Origin of the sequence: Anaerocolumna jejuensis DSM 15929 (assembly GCF_900142215.1) — a bacterium.
Taxonomy (GTDB): domain Bacteria; phylum Bacillota; class Clostridia; order Lachnospirales; family Lachnospiraceae; genus Anaerocolumna; species Anaerocolumna jejuensis.
Window position 1 is genome coordinate 160918 of sequence record NZ_FRAC01000011.1, and the last position, 22034, is coordinate 182951.

Genomic DNA, 22034 nt, shown 5'->3' on the forward strand with positions numbered 1-22034 from the left:
TCCGCCGCCTGCTGCGGCACAAAGTATTCCGGCGGGCTTTGCTCTTTCTTCTGCCAATAAATGAAAAATGGTATCAATCTTCATCCCTTATACCTCCTTCATTTTCGGGTCAAAGGCATCCCTCAGACCGTCTGCCATCAGGTTAAAGCTCAGCATGATAATTGCCAGCACGATTACGGGAAATATAATCATGTAAGGATGGGTGGTAAAGGATTTAAAGGCATCACTGATTAATGTACCAAGAGAGGCTAATGGCTGGGGTACCCCAAGGCCGATAAAGGCCAGGAAAGCCTCGGTAAAGATGGCATTGGGTATGGAAAACATGGACATAACGATTAGCTGCCCGAATATATTCGGAAGGATTTCACGGAATATAATAAAGAAATCTCTGGCGCCCAAGGTCTTTGAGGCCAGTATAAATTCCTGCTCCTTCAGCTTTAATACCTGGGCCCTTGCAATCTTGCTCATGCCAATCCAGCCCGTTATGGCCAGGGCCAGGGTAATAGTCAGAAGTCCGGGCCGGAATACCAGGATTAGCAGGGTTACAATAACAAGAGTAGGAATACCATTTAAGATTTCTGAAAATCTTTGGAGAACCATATCCACCCGGCCGCCAAAGTAACCGGAGATAAGTCCGTATACCATGCCAAAGCACATGTCCACAAGAACGGCTATCAGGGCAATATAGAGGGAGATACGGGTTCCAATCCAGGTTCTGGTGAAAATATCACGTCCAAGAACATCGGTGCCGAACCAGTAATAAACATTCTCAAGGCCTGTGGTTTTGGTTGAATCCTTTGAGATATATTTATTTTGCTCTACCGTTCCCTTGGAGGTATGCATCTTTTCCGAGCCATCCATAAAGCCGGTTTTTTCAAGGCCCTGCACCCTCGGGGCAAGATTCTGGTGAGTTATGTTTTGGTCATAGTAAGTGCGGCCACTGAGGTTCGGACCGATAATAGCCATAAGGATAATAAGAAGGATGAAGATAAGCCCGGTAACAGCCCCCTTATTCTTTGTAAAGCGATTGATAATATCATGCCAGTAGGACTGGCTGGCATAGGTTTCATCCACCTGGGATACCTTATCACTGCCTACCAGGTCAAAATCGTCTGGCAGAAATTCTATTTCTGAATTACAATTAATCATTGCCATCCCCCTTTACAAGTCTGATTCTGGGATCGATAACGCCGTACAGGATATCGACGATAAGCATTATACCGATATACATTAAGCTGTAGATAAAGGTCAGCGCCACAACGACATTATAGTCATTGGATTGTATGGCGGATACCAAAAGGCTTCCGATGCCCGGTATGGAAAAGAGCTTTTCAATAACGAGGCTTCCTGTCATCAGGCCGACTACCAGGGGAGCCAGTACGGTTATGATAGGAATCAGGGCATTTCTTAAGGCATGGCGGAAGATAAGCCGAAAACTGTTGATGCCTTTGCTTTCTGCAAGAAGCATATAGTCAGAGCCGAGGACCTCAAGCATTTCCGTTCTTGTAAACCTGGCAACGGTTGCAATGGTAAACATACAGAGAGAAACCGTAGGCAGAACAGAGGATTGGAAGGGTTCCTTTGCCTCATACAGGATAGGAAACCATTTTAAGCGGAAGCCCAGGCTGTAGATTAAAGCCATGGCAAATACATAGGAAGGAAGGCTCACACCCAGTACGGAAATTACCGTTGTAATAGTATCAAATATGGTATTATGCTTAATGGCGGCAATTAAACCAAGAATAAGGCCTACAGCTGTTCCGATAAGGATTGCCTGGCCGCCCAGCCGTAAGGATATGGGAAGCCTTGTCTCAAGCAGGGAAGTAATGGGTGTATTTTTGGATATCGTATAAGAGACTCCGAAGTCACCGGAGAGCATTGCCTTAATATAATTTAAGAACCGAATCATTATGGGCTTATCCAAGCCGTATTTTTGGTTTAAGATTGCCTTTTGCGCGGCAGTCAGTTTCTCATCATTAAAGGGCGAACCGGGCATAAACTCCAGCATTAGGAACAATACCAGTAAGATAACCAGCAATGTTACGAAAGAAATTGCTACCCTTTTTAAAATATATTTTTTCACGTAACCCACTCTCCTTACCATATACAATGCATAAATGACGCTGTCACAGGTGCGGTAACACGCCAGACAGCGTCATGCATATATATGGATATCTGTTTAATATATTACTTTCATGATTTTATAGAATTAACCTTAATATCCGGAACTGAAATTAGTATCCCGGTTTATTTCTTTGTGGCATCCTTGTAGATACGGTTGATTCCTACGGAATGGAATTCAATGCCTTCAACACCGGATTTAATCATAACGGCATCGCCCTTCTGGTATACGGGGAAGATTACGGCATCATCCATTGCAATCTTTTCTGCTTTCTTTAAAGCATCCCATCTTGCAGCAGGATCCAGGGCAAGGTCACCCTTCTTAGCAGATTCGATAATCTTATCATACTCGGAATTGGACCAGAAGCCATAGTTGTTGGAATTGCCCGTTACCCACATATCCAGATAGGTCATAGGGTCTGCGTAATCAGGGCCCCAACGGGTAAGTCCAAGTTCAAAGTCCCCGGACTGCATTCTTTCCACACGGTTCTTCTTTGGCATTGTTTCAAGCTCAATTGTGATACCGGGAAGGTTGGCCTGAATTTCAGCCTGGATAAACTGTGCCACGTTCTGAGCGGATTCGGTATCCTCTACAATCATAGTGTATTTTAATTTGCTTACACCAAGCTCGGACTGTGCCTTTTTCCAGTAGTCCTTAGCCTTTTCCTTATCGGTGGAAAGGTAGGTACCGGTTGTTTCACGGAAATCCTTTCCGTCAGGACCGGTAGCAAGAAGGGTAGGAACTGCGAAGTCGGCTACAATGGAACCATCCTTTAATATGCTGCTTACAATAGCAGATTTGTCATAGGAAAGGGCAAGAGCCATACGGAGATTTAAATTCTCAAGGCCTTTTACTTTCTGGTTTGGTGAGATATACCACAAATAGCCTGCCATAATATTGTGGAATTCCGGGTCGGACTGGAATTGCTCTACCTGTTCACCGGAAAGAGTAACCACATCCAGGTCACCGTTCTGGTATGAGAGCATAGCAGTCTGGGAATCCTTGATTACCTGATAGTTGATACCGCTCAGGCTTACCTTGCCGGTATCCCAGTAGTCAGGATTTTTTTCTAAGGTAATTGTGGTAGCTGCAGGCTCATAAGAAGTAAGCTTAAAGGCACCGTTGCTTAAGATGGTATCCGGTGAAGTACCGTAGCTGTCACCTGCCTGGGTAAAGAAAGCTTCATTTACCGGCATAAAGGAAGGGAATGCCATCAGGGATTCAAAGAAAGGAACCGGAACGTCAAGCTGCACTACCAGGGTTTTCTCATCCTTTGCTGTTACGCCTAATTCTTCAATACCCTTCTTACCGGCTATGATGTCAGTGGCATTTTTGATATTTGCAATTTCAGCAATAAAAGAATATTCACTGGCAACCTTGGGGTCTACCAGTCTCCTCCAGGCAAATACAAAGTCAGCTGCAGTAACGGGGGTTCCGTTGGACCATTTTGCATCCTTTAAGGTAAAGGTATATGTAAGTCCGTCGTCACTCTTTTGTACACCATCTGCCATAGCAAGAGCCGGAAGACCGGAAGCATCAATGGTGTAAAGACCTTCCGTAATATCGGATAATACTTCAAAGGAAGTACCGTCCGTTGCTATCTGGGGGTCCAGGGAAGCAACTTCCACGTCAAATTGAACATTTAATGCATTGCCTCCCGCAGCGCTGTCGGCTCCGGTATTTTCACCTGTACCCTCTGTAGCGGCCGGTGAATCAGTTGCGGCGGTATTCGCCTCTGTTGGGGTATTTTTGCCGCCGCAGGCGGTTAAGGAAAATACCATAACAAGAGAAAAGAATATCGCCATTCGTTTTTTTACTTTTCCCACAAATGTTCCTCCTTTTTATAATACGAAAAAACAGCCGCAAAAAGGAAACCTTTCGCGACTGCTCTGTCTCGTAAATATTATGGGTATATTATATTATAATTATTGTATTTGTCAACTATAAATTGTAATTTTAGATAACATTGTTTAGTTGTTGTATAATATTTGTTAAAAAATAAAAGCGTCTTACATTTTGCTTGTAATAACGCCTTTATTTTTACAACCATTATTTTATTATGATTTATTCAAAATGCGTAAGTATTTTTCCGTTATGGTCAGTTACATACCATTTGATACTGATGATTTTTCCTCTCCATCCGTAGGTGCTGTCATTATAGTCCACACATTCGACCGGTACGAGGAAATACTGTCCCAGGGAGGTTATACTTGCAGTATAGGACAGCTTGCTGTTTTGAGTATAGGGTATTTTAATAAAATCCTTCTTCAGGTTCTTATTTTTGGTTCCCGCAGTAAAACGGGATACGCTGATAGATTTCTTATTAACAGAGGCTTTATAGGCGTAGCTGCCTATGACATTATAGTATTCTGTGTCGGATACCGGACAGGTGAAGGTGGTCAGCTTACCGGAGGTCACATTATAGGAATGATGCTTATAGGTACTTTGCATTTCATCAAAATAAATGCTGCTGCCACTGTAGCTGATCGAAGGTACAATCATCTGATCCGTGATGACAGTACTTTTCTTAGCTGCGGTATCGAACTTTACCAAGGTTCCATACCAGAAGCTTCCGCTTCCCTGATAGGTTCCGTATTGATAATAAAGATTACCCTTTATGGACACCACATCCGAAATTGCCGGCGGATTGTCGGTATCCGGCTCAGCTTTAAGCTTGAGGGATGACAATAGTGCGGGCTTTGCCTTGCCGCTTTTTAATGACAATAGCTCAATCCGGAAGGGAGAGCCTTTATACTGTCCAAAGTAAAGGGTGCTGCCTATGTTTTTTATATATTTAAAGCTGCTGTTGCCTTTATATATAAGTACATCCTTACCGCCTGTATAAGATTTCCTGTAAAGAAGACAATTTTTTTCGTTTTCTATTGTATAATAGATACCGCTTTTATCAGCATAGCATACTACGCCCTTGCTAAGGGTTTGAGGGGTACCACCATCAAGGGAAACGGAATAGGTGGTCGAGCCTGTGCCTTTGGCATTATCACTTGTATAATACAGGGTGTTGTTATAGGTTACCAGAGCTGTAATATAGGTATCAGAGGAGGCTATTTTGGTTTTTGTACCGGTTTTAGGATTTAAACGGTAAATATTATAAGAACTTCCTTCCACAGTAGGGATATAATAAATATTACCATCGCTCTCGATCATTTTGGAGTATTCATATACAATTCCTGCTGCCTGGGCGGTGCCGGTGTTCAGCATTACGACTGTAAGCAGGATGGTAAGAATAATACAGGTTATCTTTTTTAAGGGTTTTGATTTCATTTTAACCTCCTTTTTATTTATTAAAATTTTAAATTTTGACCCTTCATTAATCTAATGTGTAATGAAGGCCAGCAGTGACACACTAAAAGCAATGCTTTCCCAGCACGCCATAAGATTGACTGAGGATTTTGTAGGCACAAACATGTGTGTGAAAATTGTTTTTTATTTTCATACTGCATGCAGATGTGTCATAAATCAGTGTGAAATGTCTTATATGTACTGCCTTTCCAAACATAAGGAAACAGGCGGCCGCCTGTAATACTGCTGCAGGCGGCCGCCTTTATAAATTATATTATTTTATGCCGTTAACGGTTCTCTTAACATAGCTTGTATGAAGAACCTCATGAGCCTTATGGCTGCCGGGCTTACCGAAATACTCGGCATAAAGCTGCTTGATGGCAGGATTCTCATGGGATTTTCTATAAGGCATGGAGCTGTCAAGATCATATAATACCTTGGCACGCATTGCTCTGATATCGTTAAAGTTACGGATACTTGCAGGTACCTGAGGCATACCGCCGCCGTTTACACAGCCGCCGGGACAGCCCATGATTTCGATAAAGTGATATTCTGCCTCACCGTTCTTAACCTTTGTAAGCAGTTCTTTGGCATTGGACAGGCCGGAAGCTACAGCTACCTTAACGTCCATTCCGGCTACATTATAAGTAGCTTCCTTGATACCATTGATACCTCTTACTTCCTTGAAGTCAAGATTCTTTAATTCTTCACCGGTTAATTCCTCCACTGCGGTACGAAGAGCAGCTTCCATAACACCGCCGGTAGCACCGAAGATTACGCCGGCACCGGTAGACATACCAAGAGGGGAATCGAATTCTTCATCGGGAAGGGAGTGGAAATTAATACCTGCACGGTTAATCATTCTTCCAAGCTCTCTTACGGTCAGTGCAATATCAACATCTGCTACGCCTGCCGCATCCTGGTCCTCTCTGCCGACCTCAAATTTCTTGGCAGTACAGGGCATGATACTTACCATTACGATATCCTTCGGGTCAATGCCCATCTTCTCAGCATAATAGGTCTTTGCAGTGGCACCAAACATCTGCTGGGGAGACTTACAGCTTGATAAGTTCTCTGTCATATCAGGGAAATAGTGCTCGCAGTACTTAACCCAGCCGGGAGAACAGGAGGTGATTAAAGGCAGAACACCGCCGTTCTGTACACGGTCAAGGAACTCATGAGCTTCTTCCATGATTGTCAGGTCGGCAGCAAAATCCGTATCAAATACCTTATCAAAACCAAGTCTTCTAAGGGCTGATACCATCTTGCCCTCTACATTGGTACCGATGGGAAGGCCGAATTCTTCGCCAAGTCCTGCACGAACGGAAGGAGCTGTCTGAACGATAACATGCTTGGTGGAATCTGCAATTGCTTCAAATACCTCGGAGGTATAATCCTTTTCGGATAAAGCGCCGGTAGGACATACAGCGATACACTGGCCGCAGGATACGCAGCTTGTTTCGCCAAGGCCCATGTCAAAGGGTGATGCAATATTCGTCTGGAAACCACGGGCATTGGGTCCTATAACGCCGATGCTCTGTACCTTGTCACAGACAGCGGAGCAGCGTCTGCAAAGAATACATTTATTGTTATCACGGTACATATGAGCTGCGGAATAATCGATTTCATAATGAGGATTTTCTCCGTCATAACGGCCCTCATCCTCTACTTTTAAGTCCTTGCATAATTTCTGAAGCTCGCAGTCGCCGCTTCTGATACAGTATAAACATTTTCTGTCATGAGTGGAAAGAATCAATTCCAGTGTTTTTTTTCTGGAATCCAATACCTTGGGAGTATTGGTCCATACTTCCATACCCTCATTTACGGGATATACACAGGAAGCAACAAGGCTTCTGGCGCCTTTTACTTCTACTACGCAGATACGGCAGGCTCCGATTTCATTGATTTCCTTCAGATAGCAAAGGGTGGGAATCTCAATGTGTGCTAACTTTGCAGCTTCTAGAATAGTGGAGCCCTTGGGTACAGCGATATCTGTACCGTTTATTTTTATATTAACGGTTTCCATCTTTAACCTCCTATAATTAGTATAAACGGGTCTTACTGTTTTGATATAGCAGCAAAACGGCATTTTTCCATACATGCACCGCACTTGATACACTTATTCTGGTGAATCACATGAGCTTCCTTAACCTTGCCTTCAATAGCACCGTTTGGACATACTCTTGCACAAAGAGTACAGCCCTTACATTTGTCTGCATCAATGACATAGGAGAGAAGTGCCTTACAGACACCGGAAGGACATTTCTTGTCAACTACATGGGCAACATACTCTTCTCTGAAGTATTTCAGAGTGGAAAGTACGGGGTTGGGTGCTGTCTGGCCTAAACCGCAGAGGGAGTTGTCTTTGATGTAATAGCAAAGCTCCTCTAATTTATCCAGGTCTTCAAGGGTTCCCTGACCCTTTGTGATCTTTTCCAGTATCTCATAGAGTCTCTTTGTTCCCACACGGCAGGGGGTACATTTGCCGCAGGATTCTTCTACGGTGAACTCTAAGAAGAATTTGGCAATATCCACCATACAGTTGTCCTCATCCATAACAATAAGACCGCCGGAGCCCATCATGGAGCCAATGCTGATGAGATTGTCATAATCTATGGGAATATCATAATGCTGTTCCGGAATACAACCGCCGGAAGGTCCGCCGGTCTGAGCAGCTTTAAATTTCTTTCCGTTAGGAATGCCGCCGCCGATTCCTTCCACGACTTCTCTTAACGAGGTACCCATGGGGATTTCTACAAGGCCGGTATTCTTAATCTTGCCGCCGAGGGCAAATACTTTGGTTCCCTTTGATTTTTCGGTACCCATGGAAGCAAACCATTCGGCTCCGTTTAAGATAATCTGAGGGATGTTGGCATAGGTTTCAACGTTATTTAATATAGTAGGCTTTCCGAATAAACCTTTCTGTGCAGGGAAAGGAGGTCTGGGACGGGGCTCGCCTCTGTTGCCTTCGATAGAGGTCATAAGAGCTGTTTCCTCACCGCATACGAAAGCACCGGCACCAAGTCTTAAGCCGATATCAAAGTTAAAGCCTGTTCCAAAGATATCGTTTCCAAGCATTCCGTATTCTCTTGCCTGAACAAGAGCAATCTGGAGACGTTCAACTGCGATAGGGTACTCAGCACGTACATAGATATAACCCTGGGATGCGCCGATGGCATAGCCTGCAATAGCCATAGCTTCAAACACAACATGAGGGTCACCTTCCAGAACGGAACGGTCCATGAAGGCACCCGGGTCACCTTCGTCGGCATTACAGCATACATATTTCTGGTCGGCATCATTTCCCTTGGCAAGCTTCCACTTTAAGCCCGTAGGGAATCCGCCGCCGCCTCTTCCGCGAAGGCCGCTGTCTAAGAGGGTTTGTATTACATCATCGGGAGTGTATTCGGTAAGTACCTTACCAAGAGCGGAATATCCGCCGGTTCCGATGTATTCTTCAATGTTTTCGGGATTAATGACACCGCAGTTACGAAGAGCGATTCTGTGCTGCTTCTTATAGAAGTCAGTTTCATTCAAAGACTTGATTCCGTCATCGGTAACGGTTTCCGTATATAAAAGACGGGTAACAGGTCTTCCCTTTAACAGGTGTTCGGATACGATTTCAGGAATGTCTTCTTCCTTTACCATGGAATAGAAGCAGGCATCGGGATAAACGATCATAATGGGGCCTAAGGCACAAAGACCATGACAGCCGGTCTGAACAACGGATACTTCCTTTTCCAGGCCGTTTTTCTTGATTTCTTCCTGCAGAGATTCAATTATCTTAACACTTCCGGAAGAAGTACATCCTGTGCCGCCGCAGACTAATACATGTGAACGAAACATGCTTTATATCCTCCCTTCAGAACTGATAATGTATTTTTCAACTACCTTACCGCCGATAAGGTGTTTTTCTAAAACTTCCAGAGCTTTCTCCGGTGTCATTTTTATATAGGTTACTTTATCCTTACCAGGTTCAAATACTTCAACAATAGGCTCATACTGGCACAGCCCGATACATCCGGTCTGTACGACAGCAATATTTGTAAGGCTTTTTTCCTGAACTGCGTCGGAAAGGGCAGTAAGAACAGGTCTGGCACCGCTTGCAATACCACAGGTGGCCATACCTACAACCACTCTGGTCTGACTGGCAGATTCAGAGCGAAGACCAACCTGGCCTTGCATTTTTTCTCTGATGGCCTTTAACTCTTCAAGAGTTTTCATAAGATATCCTCCTTATTTTTTTATATAACGTAAAATTCCGGTTGTTATGATATTGTTAAAAACTTATCAAAGTTTGGCGAAAAACTATCTGATTGTTTTAATTTTATCAAATGATGTATAATCTACCGTTAAAAGTAGAAGCTTCCATTTACCTCAGCATGATTCTCTTTTAAATAATCCCTTATAAAGGTAGCAACCTGAGGGTCACTTAAGGGAACATCCTGAAGTATACAGCGTAATTCTTTTGTATCCAATATAAAGGATTTATCGTCTACCCGGTAGGTATAGAGAAAATCAATATCCGGATGAAAGGTTACTAAACTGTACATAGTGCTTGTGATATCACCTAAAGGCATTCGGTCAATGTGTGTCAGGCGGAAAGCGGCCTCTATTCTTGTTCCATTTCCGGGAGCAGATTCCAGATTAAAACTGCCTCCGCAGCTTAAGGCTGCCTGTTTAAAGAAAGGGATTCCAAGTCCCACCTTTCTGGTAGTCCTTGTGGTATAGAAGGGGTCCTGTGCATTTTTTGCCTGCTCTGCTGTCATTCCGCAGCCGTTGTCATTTATTTTAATCGTTAAGAGGTCAATCTTCTGATTGATTTCTACCGATATTTCAATGAGATTTGCATGGGCACTTACCGAATTCTGTGCAATATCTAATATGTTTAATGAAATTTCAGTCATCATAAAGCGGATTACTCGTATTTAGCCAGTATATCCTTTACGTCGTCTACAGTAAGTCTTCCGTATACATCACCATTCACTGTGAGTACGGGGGCCAGTCCGCAGGCACCGATACAGCGACAGGCATCTAAGGAGAATTTACCGTCAGGAGTACATTCACCGCCTTCGATATGAAGCAGTTCGGAAAGCTTGTTAAAAATATCACCTGAGCCTTTTACATAACAGGCAGTACCTAGACATACGGAAACTTTATATTTTCCCTTTGGATTTAAGGAAAATTGGGAGTAAAAGGTTGCCACACCATATACTTTTTCAAGAGGAATATCCATCTCGTTTGATATAATGGTCTGAACCTCTATAGGTAGATAGCCATAAATTTCTTGTGCTTCCTGCAGTATAGGCATTAAGGCACCTTTGTCATCTTTATGCTTGTTAATGACTTTGAGAAGTTCCGCTTCCTGCTCCTTGGAACCGCTGAATGGAACTGTTTTCTTCTGGGAACTCATTCTTTAACCTCCTTGATTTTATGCTGTTTATACGCTACCTGCCGAATTCATAAATAACTTCTTTCGACAAACAACATCAGTATAACATGGTGCCGATAAAAAATCTACATTTATCTAAAATTTAACAAAGTACGGGCGGATTAGAAAAAGTATTTGGATAAATTGCACAAGGCTTTAAATAAATGGTAAAAATGACGGGCAATTTGCACAAGTATTAGCATTGAAAAAAATCCCATCCAATGGTATACTTTGCTTAAATTACAGTTAGCTGAAATTACGGATCCGACACACAAAAAAGAAGGCTTTTAGCCATGGAGGATGTAGTATGACCATTCATGATGTAATGGATATATTGGGTGCCAGCCTTATTTGGGGTGAAGAATATCTGGACCGGGAAGTGCATACGGCCTGCGGTTCGGATATGATGAGCGATGTGCTTGCTTTTGTAAAGGACCAGTCGGTCCTTCTTACAGGAATGTGCAATCCCCAGGTAATACGGACGGCGGAGATGATGGATATTATCTGTATCGTATTCGTAAGGGGGAAGGTACCGGATGAGGTTATGATTGAGCTGGCAGGAAACAGCCATATTGTACTTCTCGGCACGAAGCGCCAGATGTTCTCTGCCTGCGGCAGGCTTTATGAAAAAGGGTTAAGGGGAGGTGCTTCCCATTGAGTCAGCATATTGAATTAAGGTATCAGATTTCAGCGGATGATTTTACCAGGGCGGGAGAAGCCTCCAGTGATGTAAAGTCCAAGCTGAAACAGATGGGGGTCAGCCCGGAGGTCGTCCGGAAGGTTGCCATCTCCATGTATGAAGGTGAGATTAATATGGTAATCCACGCTCACGGAGGGGATATAAAGGTTACGATTTCACCGGAAGAAATCCTGATGGTGTTAAAGGATAAGGGACCGGGAATTCCGGATATTGAGCTTGCCATGCAGGCCGGTTATTCCACGGCACCGGATAAGGTAAGGTCCTTAGGCTTTGGTGCCGGTATGGGGCTTCCGAATATGAAAAAATATTCCGATGAAATGGATATTGAAACGGAATTGGGGGTTGGGACTACTGTGACCATGTCGGTAAGGCTGCAATAGTCAGATAGGAGTAGGTATGGATAAGTTTTTTACTGCCGTCCGCCTGCAGGAGGACTTGTGCAAGGGGTGCATCAACTGTATTAAGCGGTGCCCTACGGAGGCTATCAGGGTTCGGAAAGGAAAAGCTGTCATTACAAAAGAGTTCTGTATTGACTGCGGGGAGTGCATTCGCATCTGTCCCCATCATGCAAAGCTGGCGGTGTACGATCCCATCAGCATATTGGATAACTATGAATATACCGTTGCCCTTCCGGCGCCTGCCCTTTACGGGCAGTTCAACAATCTGGAGGATGTCAATATCGTATTAACCGCGTTAAAAAAATTCGGCTTTGACGATGTATATGAAGTCAGCGGAGCAGCGGAGCTGGTTTCGGAGATTTCCAGAAGGTACATAGAGGAGCATCAGGAGGATTTACCGCTTATCAGTACAGCCTGTCCCTCTGTGGTTCGGCTGATCCGGGTGCGGTTTCCGAATCTGATCGAGCATCTTCTTCCCATAAAAGCACCCGTTGACCTGGCAGCCTCCATGGCAAGGGAAAAGGCCATGAAGGATACGGGGCTTCCCGGGGATAAAATTGGAGTAATCTTTATTTCACCCTGCCCTGCAAAGGTAAGCGCCGTAAAGGATCCTCTTGGATATGAAAAGAGTGATGTGGACGGGGTTCTTGCTATTAAGGACATCTATCCCAGGCTTTTAAGCCTTATGAAGGAAGTGGAAGAGAAGAAGGAGATAGAAAATCTTGCCATATCCGGCAAAATCGGGATCAGCTGGGGAGGCACCGGCGGAGAAGCGGGAGGACTCTTAACGGATAATTATCTTGCCGCCGATGGAATTGAGAACGTGATTAAGGTCTTGGAGGATTTAGAGGACCAGAAATTCTCCTCACTGGAGTTTATTGAATTAAATGCCTGCAACGGAGGCTGTGTGGGAGGAGTACTTACGGTGGAAAATCCCTTTGTGGCTAAGGTGAAGCTGATACGACTCCGCAAATATATGCCGGTAGCCTGCAACCACCTGGCTCAGGAGAAGGTGACGGACTGGGAATGGACGGAAGGGGTCACTTACGAGCCGGTATTCAAGCTGGGTCTGGATATGAAGGAAAGTATTGCAATGCTGGCAAAGGTGGAGGAGCTATGCGGGAAATTTCCGGGCCTTGACTGCGGTTCCTGCGGAGCACCAACCTGCAAGGCTTTGGCAGAGGATGTGGTAAGAGGCGTTGCAGGCGAACAGGACTGCATCCATATCCTGAGACAGTATATCCATAAATTATCAGGCGAGATCAGTAAGTTTGACAATTAGTACAAATTTACCGGACCGATTACTTGTCCAAACCTACAGACGCAGCATTCAAAAAGCCAAGGCGTCCGGGGAAATTGTTAGCGGGATAGATAACTCTTAAAGGAAGAAGGAGTGAATTGCGTTATGACAGTAAAAGAGCTTATTGATAAAAATATATTCCAGCTGGTGAATGAGGGAGAAAATCTGAATCAGGAAATTACAGACCCCTACTGCTGTGATTTATTAAGTGTTGCGATGGGAAAGGCTCCAAGGGGAGCTGTCTGGGTTACGGTCATGGCAAATATGAATACGCTGGCAGTTGCAGCGTTAACAGATGTTGCCTGTATTATTCTGGCAGAAGGGGTACTGCCGGATGAGCAGACAGTAAATAAGGCAAAGGAGCAGGGAATTACCGTATTGGCAGCCGGTGAACCGGTATTTGAAACCTCCCTGCAGATTTATCAGTTATTAAATGCTTAAGCTTTCCTATGACCTTCACATTCATTCCTGCTTATCTCCTTGCGGAGACAAAGACATGACCCCAGGCAATATTGCAGGTATGGCAGCTGTGAAGGAGCTTAATGTGACAGCACTTACGGACCATAATACCTGCAGGAATTGTCCGCCCTTTTTAAAGCAGGCGGAAAGCTGCGGAATACTTGCAATTCCCGGTATGGAGCTTTGCACCAGAGAAGAGGTGCATGTTCTGTGCCTTTTTGAGGAGCTTGAAAGTGCCCTGGAATTTGATGATTATGTTTACCGGCACCTCTTTAAGATCAAAAATAAAGAGGAAATCTTCGGTGAACAGCTTTTGATAAATGAAGAAGATGAGGTATGGGGAAAAGAAGAGTATCTGCTGATCAATGCAGCAGATATCGGCTTTGATGAAGTATACGGTCTGGTTAGGAGCTATGGCGGAATCATGATACCGGCACACATTGATAAGAGCTCTACCAGCCTCCTGTCCAACCTGGGATTTATTCCTCCCGATTCTTCCTTTACCTGTGCGGAAATAAAAGAAGAAGGAAAAGTAAGGGAATTAAAGGAAAAGCACCCATATCTGGACCGGTGCAGAATCATCCATAATTCCGATGCCCATTATCTGGAGCACATCAATGAGCCTGTTCATTTCCTGCAGGTAGAGGAAATGAACAGAAAAGAGATTCTTAAGGCGTTAATAACCCCCTGAATTATTTCCGGTGCATGGAAAATTCCAGCTCTTTATAATTCTCCATATTTTCATGTATCTGGCGTTCATCGGCTTTTCCAAAGAGCTTATCCCTGTTAACATTTGCCATCCTGCCGGTCAGGACACTTCCCGGACCGTTCTGGCAGCCGCCTTCACAGGCCATGCCTTCCAGGAAATCCTCCGGAAGCTTTCCGGCCTTTAACAGTGTGAGGGCCTTCTTACATTCTAATGCACCGTTGCATTGCTTTACGGTTATATCCGCATTTTCTTCCCTTTCCTTTAAGGACTGGAGTACGGAAGCAGTAACACCTCCGGACACACAGAATTTCTTGCCATAGATGCTTCCCTGCTGGATAGCTTCCGCAGAGGCAGTCAGTTCAATATCCTTTGCCCGGAACATGGCATAGAGTTCATCCAGGGTCAAAGCATAATCAGCGCCCTGTAATGCGATGGTATCCAGGACTTCTCCCTTCTTTGCAATGCAGGGTCCGATGAATACACAGACAGCCTCCGGGTAGAGAGCCTTTATCAGCCTTGCTGTAGCAGTCATAGGGGATATGGTAGTTGACATATTCTCAACCAGCTGGGGAAAATGCCTGCGTATCATTTTTACAAAGGCAGGGCAGCAGGAGGTCGTCATTTTCTTTCCTTCTTTATAGCTTTCCGCCCATTCCTCACTTTCACTGGCAGCTACGAAATCCGCGCCTAAAGCGACCTCGTATACGCCGGCAAAGCCTAACTCCTTAATTGCGTTTGTCATGGAGGAGAAGGTGATATTCGCGCCGAACTGCCCTTCCCAGGCAGGTGCCAGCATGGCATAGATAGGACGGGGGGAATTAAGTAAAAGGTCAATTACATCTGTAATAAAGGAACGGTCCGAAATAGCTCCGAAGGGACAGTTCTTGATACAGGAACCGCAGTCGATGCAGCGTTCTTCGTTAATGACAACAATATTATTCTCATCCATTGAAATAGCGTCTACCGGACAGCTCTTTTTGCAGGGACGCATCAGGTCGGCAATGGCGTTATAGGGGCAGGCCTGGGAACATTTGGTACATTCCTTGCACTTGGCAGGGTCGATATAGGCTCTGTCACGCAGCATTGTGATGGCGTCGAAGTTGCAGGCAGCCTGACAGCGTTTTCCCACACATTTCTGACAATTGTCCGTTACGACAAAGCGTGTGATGGGACAGCCCTCACAGGCGGAATTGATGACCTGCACAATATTTTTATTATCTTTTCCGGCAGAGGGGGATTTTCCTTCTGCTAAACGGATTCTTTGGCGTATGATTTCTCTTTCTTTGTAAATACAGCAGCGGAAATTTGCCTGGGGGCCGGGAATCAGCTCATAGGGAAGAGCTTCTTTGTTTTCGTCCAGCTCGCCCTGAAAAGACAGCTTTGCTACCTTGTATAGGACTTCCTGTTTTATGGTGTCAATATTGGTATCGTTTCCAAACATTTTATTACTCCTTTAAGACTATGTTTTCTGGTACTGGGGGTGCCGCCTGGGGAAGGGGGCATAAGTGGAAGGCATTGCTATTAATAATAATGTATATTTACTTCTTTTCCTATGGCAGTAACAGCTTCCTTCAGCTGCTCTACCAGGTGAAGACGTATGCTTAGGTTAAATGGCAGGGAAGGATTCTGATGGGCTTCATTCATTGCCTTTCCCACAAAGAGGTTCAGGATGGAGCAATCCTCTATAATGTATCTGGCAACCATGGAGCCTCCGTTGTTTTTATCGAGCTCTTCAAAGAAATGTTCATCAACGGTTCCTTCCTTGTATTGCTTTATCAGGTCCAAGGCTCTGGACAGGGTCAGGACACCCTCCGTTACAAGGTCAATTCCTTCCATGGATGCAATGGGAGGAAGAGAGGGGTCTGTATAGTTCAGGGAGGTCACCAGGCAGCGCTTCAGGATGCGGGAGGCTATGTTTGCACTGGTGCCGCCGCAGATAATTTTCTTTCCCTGACTGCCGATAAATTCCTTGATCAGCCTGCCGTCATCCTCCGGGCTGTAAGGGGGACCTGTAAAAAGGTCGATTTTCCTGGCAGCGGTGACACGAAGAACGGCAACGGTAGTATCATCTCCGGGAAGCTGTAAATACAGGTCATCACAGGCCTTGACCAATATATTGGCAAGCCTTGAGGCAGAGAGGGTTTCCCTGGCCGCAGATAGAGCATATTCGGCAACATGCTGCCAGTTCCAGCCGAAATTCAGCAGATTGCCGACTCCGGCATGGATTACCCCATCGCTCAAAAGAATGAAGCAGTCGTTTAACTCCGCCTGGAATCTGCATTCTCTGATTACCTTGTTCTCCAGGACCCGTTCCGTAAAGGGCAGGGAGAGGATTTTGCCCTGCCGTATCATAATGCAGGCGGGATTATCAAATTCAGCCAGGTACACCTGTCCGTTCTGGAATACCTGGAGAATACTAAAGGTTGAATAGGCTACCTGCCTTACCTGACAGACAGGCAGTGTCTTTGCGATGGTCTCGATACAATCGTCAATGGAGGCTCCGTTTAAGAACATGGTTCCGAGTATCTTAGAGGTCAGGGTAGCGAGGATATTGGCCTTTACGCCGCTTCCCATGCCATCTGCCAGTATCATGATATTGGAATCATTGGTCTTCAGCAGCTCTACCTTATCACCGCACAGCTCTTCCTTAATTTTATTTAAACTTTTATATGCTGCATCAATACTTACATTCATACTTGCCCCCGTTGCATACCGCAGACAAGTCTGCGGCACGTACTATTACTTTCTATCAGCCCAGAATTCCCGGGATAGACCATCAGCCTAAGGATTACGGCGGCTGTTATCGGGAACATCCATGCCATCATAAAGGATGGTGTCACGAAGCTTTGTCAGGGTAACCTTTGTTTCCGCTGTGGTTTCTCCCAGAAGGCCGGCAATCTGCTGGGCGACCATCATCTGCTTGTCAATGACCTTCTGGGCCATTTCGATGGTATCCATTTTTACCTTATAAGCCATCTGGTTCTTTTCCTCTTCTATGGTAATATCCTGGAGGACGCCTAAAACGCCCTTTAGCTTGGGGATATATACGATAGTCTGAAGAACGGTATTGCCAAGGTCCTTAATGGCCACCTTCTTGCCAAAGACTGAGGTCTTCGTGCTTACTACTTCCTCAAAATCAGTGGAATCCAGTAATTCATACAAATACATGTCAAGGGCCTTTGCACGTGTTATATGAAAATACTTTTCAGCGGCAGTGTTAAATTCCACAATCCGCATATCCGTATCTGCAATAATCAGAATATTGGGGGTGGTATCCAAGACTACATTAGCCATGGACTGGGCTTTTTCATGCATATAGGGAATACACATGGTAAGTTCCGCCTTGCCCTGGTAAACAGCAATAGCTTTTTCACGGCAGCTTCTGTAGCCGCAGGCGCCGCAGTTTAATTCATCCTCCACGGTAACCTTTCCAATCTTTTGAAGAATGGCGGCTATTTCTTTATCCGTAGGCATAGGGTCCTTGGGTGAACGGTCAAAAAAGACTCTGTGGAAGGATATATCCTTTGCACGTTCATAAAAGCTTTCATCCTTTTGCGCAACCTTAGGAATTGCTTCCTCCATATCAAGCTTGACCTTGAAACGGGAGATAAATTCCCGGTTGAGGGCAGAGCCCTTAATGCAGCCGCCGCTGCAGATGTCCGCTTCAATAAAGCTGCCGCTTACCTCATTTCGTTCCATGCTTTCAAATAAATCAATGCAGTTTTTAATGCCATGCACATAGAATTTACGGTAGGGGCCGGGTTCCTCCAGGGAGGCGACTACGGAAGACAGCACGCCGCTGCTGATAGGATAGAGGCGGTTTACCTTCGGGTCGGGATTCTCAAAGGAAGAATCGGGTAGAGTATCTATCCGGATATTCTCTTCCAGAAGCCATTCTTCAAATTCGGTAAAATTAATAACAGCATCAATAAATCCGCTGGTCCTGGCATCGCTTTCGGCCTCCCTTTTCTTGGCAATACAAGGACCCAGGAAGACGATTTTGGCATCAGGATTTATGGTCTGGCGGATCAGCTTGCCGTGTGCTATCATGGGAGAGTCAACGGGTGCCATATATTTGGTAAGAGAGGGGTAATATATCTCTATTAAGTCATTAACGCTGGGACAGCAGGTAGTAATGATATTCTCCATCCTGCCTTCCGCCAATAACTTGTTATATTCTGCCGTGACAAAGGCAGCACCTTCTGCGGTTTCCCTTACGGAGGAAAAACCAAGCTTTAAAAGGGCTGTAACTACCTGTCCGGGAGTTTTATATTTTAACACACCAAGGTAGGCCGGCGCAAGTGATACGATTACTTCATGGCCGTCCCTTATATAGCCCTTCACCTTGTCAAGGTCACTGACAAAATATTTGGCGTTCTGAGGACATGCCTCCAGGCAATGGCCGCAGAGGATACACTTGTCGTTCATAATCTGAGCCTGTTCATGTTTTACGGTGATTGCCTTTACTTCACAGGTTCTTACACATTTATAGCAATTCCTGCACTTGGCTTCCTTAAAACTAATGACATTCATCTTCTAGGCCCCCTAAAACCTCCTGCATAAAAAATTCTTTTGTGTTACTTGGGTTCAGGGAATAGGATTTGTCATCCACCTTTACACAGACGCCCTTTACACATTCTCCCATGCAAAAGGAACCTGTAAGCTGTACCTGCTCCTCTACCTTATATTCCTTAATCAGAGACTCCAATGTATGTACAATTTCTCTTGAACCTTTCAGGTGGCAAGAACTTCCTATACAAATCGTAACGATCATAGTGATATCCTCCTTGTAAATTTCCCAATTAGAAAAGATTGTCTGAATTTTAACAATATATATGAAATTCTAGCACTTTATAAGAGAACTGTCAAAGGATAAATGAGGAATTCAAGGGTACTTGCCAAACATTAAATAATCTCCGGCATTTATATTACCATGGGAGTATATCGGAAGCTTATAGATAATGAAAAGTATCTGTAAGATTTACTTATAATGGCTCAGTTACAGCATACGAACTTTATAATGATAAGAGCATAATTAACGCTGCTCTATTTTATCAATAGTGTATGAGAGAGTCTTTATCATAATTTATCTGTAAAAGTAAATTTTATCGTTGTAATAATGAAAAACAACAGTATCCGTACTTTGTATTTTCTGTGTATACAAATGTATGTCATTGTTTTTGCACGGTTGTATGAAATGATTTTACATTGGTAATTCATCCGAATTGTGGTATAATAACTATTATTCTATAGAACAAAGGAGCCCGTAAAATGGAATTAATAACAATCCGGGAGCTGTACCGGGAAAAAGAGAAATTTATCGGAAAGGAAATCACGGTGGGCGGCTGGGTCAGAAGTATCAGGGATTCAAAAGCTTTTGGGTTTATTGTACTTCATGACGGAACTTACTTTGAAACTCTGCAGGTCGTATACCATGATACAATGGAGAACTTCGGGGATATATCAAAGCTGAATGTTGGCTCTGCTCTGATTATAAAGGGTGAACTTGTGGCAACGCCGGATGCCAAGCAGCCCTTTGAAGTTCAGGCAGTCTCCATTGAAATAGAAGGAACCTCATCAGCTGAATATCCTCTCCAAAAGAAAAGGCACAGCCTGGAATACCTTCGTACTATTTCTCATTTAAGACCCAGAACTAATACTTTTCAGGCCGTGTTCAGAGTACGCTCTCTCATTGCCTATGCGATTCACAAGTATTTTCAGGACAGGGATTTTGTCTATGTCCATACACCCTTAATTACGGGAAGTGATGCAGAAGGTGCCGGGGAGATGTTCCAGGTCACGACACTGGATTTAGAGAAGGTTCCCCTTACCCCGGAGGGCGGGATTGATTATAAAGAGGATTTCTTTGGCAAGGCTACGAATCTTACCGTAAGCGGCCAGCTGAACGGAGAGACCTACGCGATGGCCTTCCGAAATATCTACACCTTCGGACCGACCTTCCGTGCGGAGAACTCCAACACCACCCGCCATGCTGCCGAGTTCTGGATGATTGAGCCGGAGATTGCTTTTGCAGATTTACAGGATGACATGGCATTAGCAGAGGGCATGATTAAATTTGTTATCCGTTATGTACTGGAAAATGCACCGGAAGAAATGAAATTCTTCAATGAATTTGTAGATAAGGGACTGCTGGAAAGATTAACCCATGTTATGAATTCCGAGTTCGGACACGTTACCTATACGGAAGCAATCGAGCTGCTGGAAAAGAATAACGACAAGTTTGAATATAAGGTAAGCTGGGGCTGCGACCTTCAGACGGAGCACGAACGCTACCTGACAGAGGAAATCTTTAAAAAGCCTGTATTTGTAACGGATTATCCGAAGGAAATCAAAGCCTTTTATATGAAGCTGAACGATGATAATAAGACCGTTGCCGCAATGGACCTGTTGGTTCCGGGTATCGGTGAAATCATCGGAGGAAGCCAGAGAGAGGACGACTATGACAGACTGGTTGCCAGAATGGATGAGCTCGGACTTAAGAAAGAGGACTATGACTTCTACCTGGATTTAAGAAAATACGGATCAGCAAGGCATGCAGGCTTCGGACTTGGCTTTGAGCGCTGTGTAATGTATCTGACCGGCATGGGTAATATCAGAGATGTAATACCCTTCCCTCGTACGGTAAATAACTGCGAGCTGTAAGAGATGGGAAAGAGAAAAATTATAAAAGAATATTCCGGGTAAAAACGGAATTGGCCTGTGAAAGAAGATAAATGAACAAAAGCCGTGAAACAGAAAGTGGTATTCTGTTTCACGGCTTTTGCTTTAGCTATCCTATATTTCACAGGGAAGCATGTAATATTGGGAAATTAAAAAGTGAAAATTCAATGGATATTTTCACTAACAGCCATGCCTTCCCCGCATTAATTTTCATACGCAGTATCGCAAGCCTGCCTGCGATACTGCTCAAATATAAATTAGAAAAATGCAGTGCATTTTTCACCAGACCTTGGTAGATGTTACTTATTAATTAAAATCAAACCCGGTATGTATTAATACCGGCTTTTTTTGGCGAAGAAAAAACTCTTCTCCGGGAAAATAACATTTCTATATTTATTCAGGACAATCAACAGGAAGAAGCCCAGCACCCCGCAGGATAATACCTCTCCGATTCCAACCGTTGCCATCATAATGGGGATTGGAAGAACCAGTCCGTAGGCATATCGTAACACCCAGGGAATAATCAGGGTATTGGATACAATGGGGGACAGAGGAACAAGGAACTTGCTGCGTCTTAACAGGTAGGAACCCGTTGCACCAAGCAAGGTTGCCAGTGTACCAAAGGTAATGTCTAAAATATCGGCACCGCCTAATAAGTTACCTAAAAGGCAGCCGATGGTCAGTCCCGGAATGGCCGCTGGAGTAAAAAAGGGCAGTATGGTCAGTGCTTCCGCAATTCGTATCTGAATATTGGAAAAGCTGATAGGCTTAAACACAAAGACCAATACCACATAGATGGCAGCAATTAACGCAGCCTGAGTGATAAAATAGGTTTTGCTTTTCATGTAAAATTCTCCTTTAGTTTTGTTTTACATCAGGAAGGTCTCGAACTGATGTTATTTGATTGGTACAAGCCTTGATTTGTAAAGGCTTG

General features: G+C 44.4%; 20 protein-coding genes. 6 read left to right on the top strand and 14 right to left on the bottom strand.

Annotated features, from left to right (window positions below; genetic code table 11):
- Window positions 1–87: 87 nt before the first annotated feature.
- The 9 genes from opp3C to BUB77_RS11905 all read right to left on the bottom strand — a co-directional run bounded on the left by opp3C (window position 88) and on the right by BUB77_RS11905 (window position 10835).
- Entirely contained in the window at window positions 88–1149 is a 1062-nt protein-coding gene (opp3C, locus tag BUB77_RS11865) for an oligopeptide ABC transporter permease (protein ID WP_139241165.1), read from the bottom strand.
- Entirely contained in the window at window positions 1142–2083 is a 942-nt protein-coding gene (locus BUB77_RS11870; RefSeq protein ID WP_073276091.1) for an ABC transporter permease, read from the bottom strand. The genes opp3C and BUB77_RS11870 overlap by 8 nt, the downstream gene beginning before the upstream one ends.
- A gap of 164 nt (window positions 2084–2247) precedes the next feature.
- Complete coding sequence (locus tag BUB77_RS11875) at window positions 2248–3948, bottom strand: peptide ABC transporter substrate-binding protein (protein ID WP_073276093.1); 1701 nt, start codon at window positions 3946–3948, stop codon at window positions 2248–2250.
- Between the two features lie 238 nt (window positions 3949–4186).
- Window positions 4187–5404 (bottom strand): hypothetical protein, encoded by a 1218-nt coding sequence (locus BUB77_RS11880; RefSeq protein ID WP_073276095.1) that lies wholly within the window; start codon window positions 5402–5404, stop codon window positions 4187–4189.
- 292 nt (window positions 5405–5696) lie between these two features.
- Window positions 5697–7448 (bottom strand): NADH-dependent [FeFe] hydrogenase, group A6, encoded by a 1752-nt coding sequence (locus BUB77_RS11885; RefSeq protein WP_073276097.1) that lies wholly within the window; start codon window positions 7446–7448, stop codon window positions 5697–5699.
- Between the two features lie 32 nt (window positions 7449–7480).
- Window positions 7481–9268 (bottom strand): NADH-quinone oxidoreductase subunit NuoF, encoded by a 1788-nt coding sequence (locus tag BUB77_RS11890; protein WP_073276099.1) that lies wholly within the window; start codon window positions 9266–9268, stop codon window positions 7481–7483.
- 3 nt (window positions 9269–9271) lie between these two features.
- On the bottom strand, window positions 9272–9646 hold the full coding sequence (locus BUB77_RS11895; RefSeq protein ID WP_073276101.1) for a (2Fe-2S) ferredoxin domain-containing protein: 375 nt from the start codon (window positions 9644–9646) through the stop codon (window positions 9272–9274).
- A 128-nt stretch (window positions 9647–9774) separates the two neighbouring features.
- Window positions 9775–10332 (bottom strand): ATP-binding protein, encoded by a 558-nt coding sequence (locus tag BUB77_RS11900; protein ID WP_073276103.1) that lies wholly within the window; start codon window positions 10330–10332, stop codon window positions 9775–9777.
- 8 nt (window positions 10333–10340) lie between these two features.
- Window positions 10341–10835: an NADH-quinone oxidoreductase subunit NuoE family protein gene (locus BUB77_RS11905; protein WP_073276105.1), complete on the bottom strand. Its 495-nt coding sequence runs from the start codon at window positions 10833–10835 to the stop codon at window positions 10341–10343.
- A 325-nt stretch (window positions 10836–11160) separates the two neighbouring features.
- On the opposite strand from BUB77_RS11905, the gene BUB77_RS11910 reads away from it, so the two are divergent.
- From BUB77_RS11910 to BUB77_RS11930, 5 genes are all read left to right on the top strand, one after another.
- Window positions 11161–11511, top strand: a complete 351-nt coding sequence (locus BUB77_RS11910) for a hypothetical protein (RefSeq protein ID WP_073276106.1) — start codon at window positions 11161–11163, stop codon at window positions 11509–11511.
- A complete protein-coding gene (locus tag BUB77_RS11915; protein ID WP_073276108.1) occupies window positions 11508–11933 on the top strand; it encodes an ATP-binding protein in 426 nt (141 codons plus the stop codon). The genes BUB77_RS11910 and BUB77_RS11915 overlap by 4 nt, the downstream gene beginning before the upstream one ends.
- Before the next feature lie 16 nt (window positions 11934–11949).
- On the top strand, window positions 11950–13233 hold the full coding sequence (locus BUB77_RS11920) for a [Fe-Fe] hydrogenase large subunit C-terminal domain-containing protein (protein ID WP_073276110.1): 1284 nt from the start codon (window positions 11950–11952) through the stop codon (window positions 13231–13233).
- A 123-nt stretch (window positions 13234–13356) separates the two neighbouring features.
- A complete protein-coding gene (locus tag BUB77_RS11925) occupies window positions 13357–13692 on the top strand; it encodes a hypothetical protein (protein WP_073276112.1) in 336 nt (111 codons plus the stop codon).
- Window positions 13685–14401 carry a PHP domain-containing protein gene (locus BUB77_RS11930; protein ID WP_073276114.1) on the top strand — a complete coding sequence of 239 codons (717 nt, stop codon included), beginning with the start codon at window positions 13685–13687 and terminating at the stop codon, window positions 14399–14401. Before BUB77_RS11925 ends, BUB77_RS11930 begins: the two co-directional genes overlap by 8 nt.
- Window position 14402: 1 nt before the next feature.
- Here BUB77_RS11930 and BUB77_RS11935 read toward each other — a convergent pair whose 3' ends face one another.
- The 4 genes from BUB77_RS11935 to BUB77_RS11950 all read right to left on the bottom strand — a co-directional run bounded on the left by BUB77_RS11935 (window position 14403) and on the right by BUB77_RS11950 (window position 19193).
- Window positions 14403–15860 (bottom strand): 4Fe-4S dicluster domain-containing protein, encoded by a 1458-nt coding sequence (locus tag BUB77_RS11935; protein ID WP_073276116.1) that lies wholly within the window; start codon window positions 15858–15860, stop codon window positions 14403–14405.
- 80 nt (window positions 15861–15940) lie between these two features.
- A complete protein-coding gene (locus BUB77_RS11940) occupies window positions 15941–17113 on the bottom strand; it encodes a SpoIIE family protein phosphatase (RefSeq protein ID WP_073276118.1) in 1173 nt (390 codons plus the stop codon).
- An 87-nt stretch (window positions 17114–17200) separates the two neighbouring features.
- The gene (locus BUB77_RS11945; protein WP_073276120.1) at window positions 17201–18952 is read right to left on the bottom strand and encodes a [Fe-Fe] hydrogenase large subunit C-terminal domain-containing protein; all 1752 of its coding nucleotides are present in this window, start codon (window positions 18950–18952) and stop codon (window positions 17201–17203) included.
- Complete coding sequence (locus BUB77_RS11950) at window positions 18939–19193, bottom strand: (2Fe-2S) ferredoxin domain-containing protein (protein WP_073276122.1); 255 nt, start codon at window positions 19191–19193, stop codon at window positions 18939–18941. Before BUB77_RS11950 ends, BUB77_RS11945 begins: the two co-directional genes overlap by 14 nt.
- A 497-nt stretch (window positions 19194–19690) precedes the next feature.
- On the opposite strand from BUB77_RS11950, the gene asnS reads away from it, so the two are divergent.
- Complete coding sequence (asnS, locus tag BUB77_RS11955; RefSeq protein WP_073276124.1) at window positions 19691–21082, top strand: asparagine--tRNA ligase; 1392 nt, start codon at window positions 19691–19693, stop codon at window positions 21080–21082.
- A 350-nt stretch (window positions 21083–21432) separates the two neighbouring features.
- On the opposite strand, the gene BUB77_RS11965 is transcribed toward asnS, so the two are convergent.
- Complete coding sequence (locus BUB77_RS11965) at window positions 21433–21945, bottom strand: QueT transporter family protein (RefSeq protein ID WP_073276128.1); 513 nt, start codon at window positions 21943–21945, stop codon at window positions 21433–21435.
- Window positions 21946–22034 lie beyond the last annotated feature (89 nt).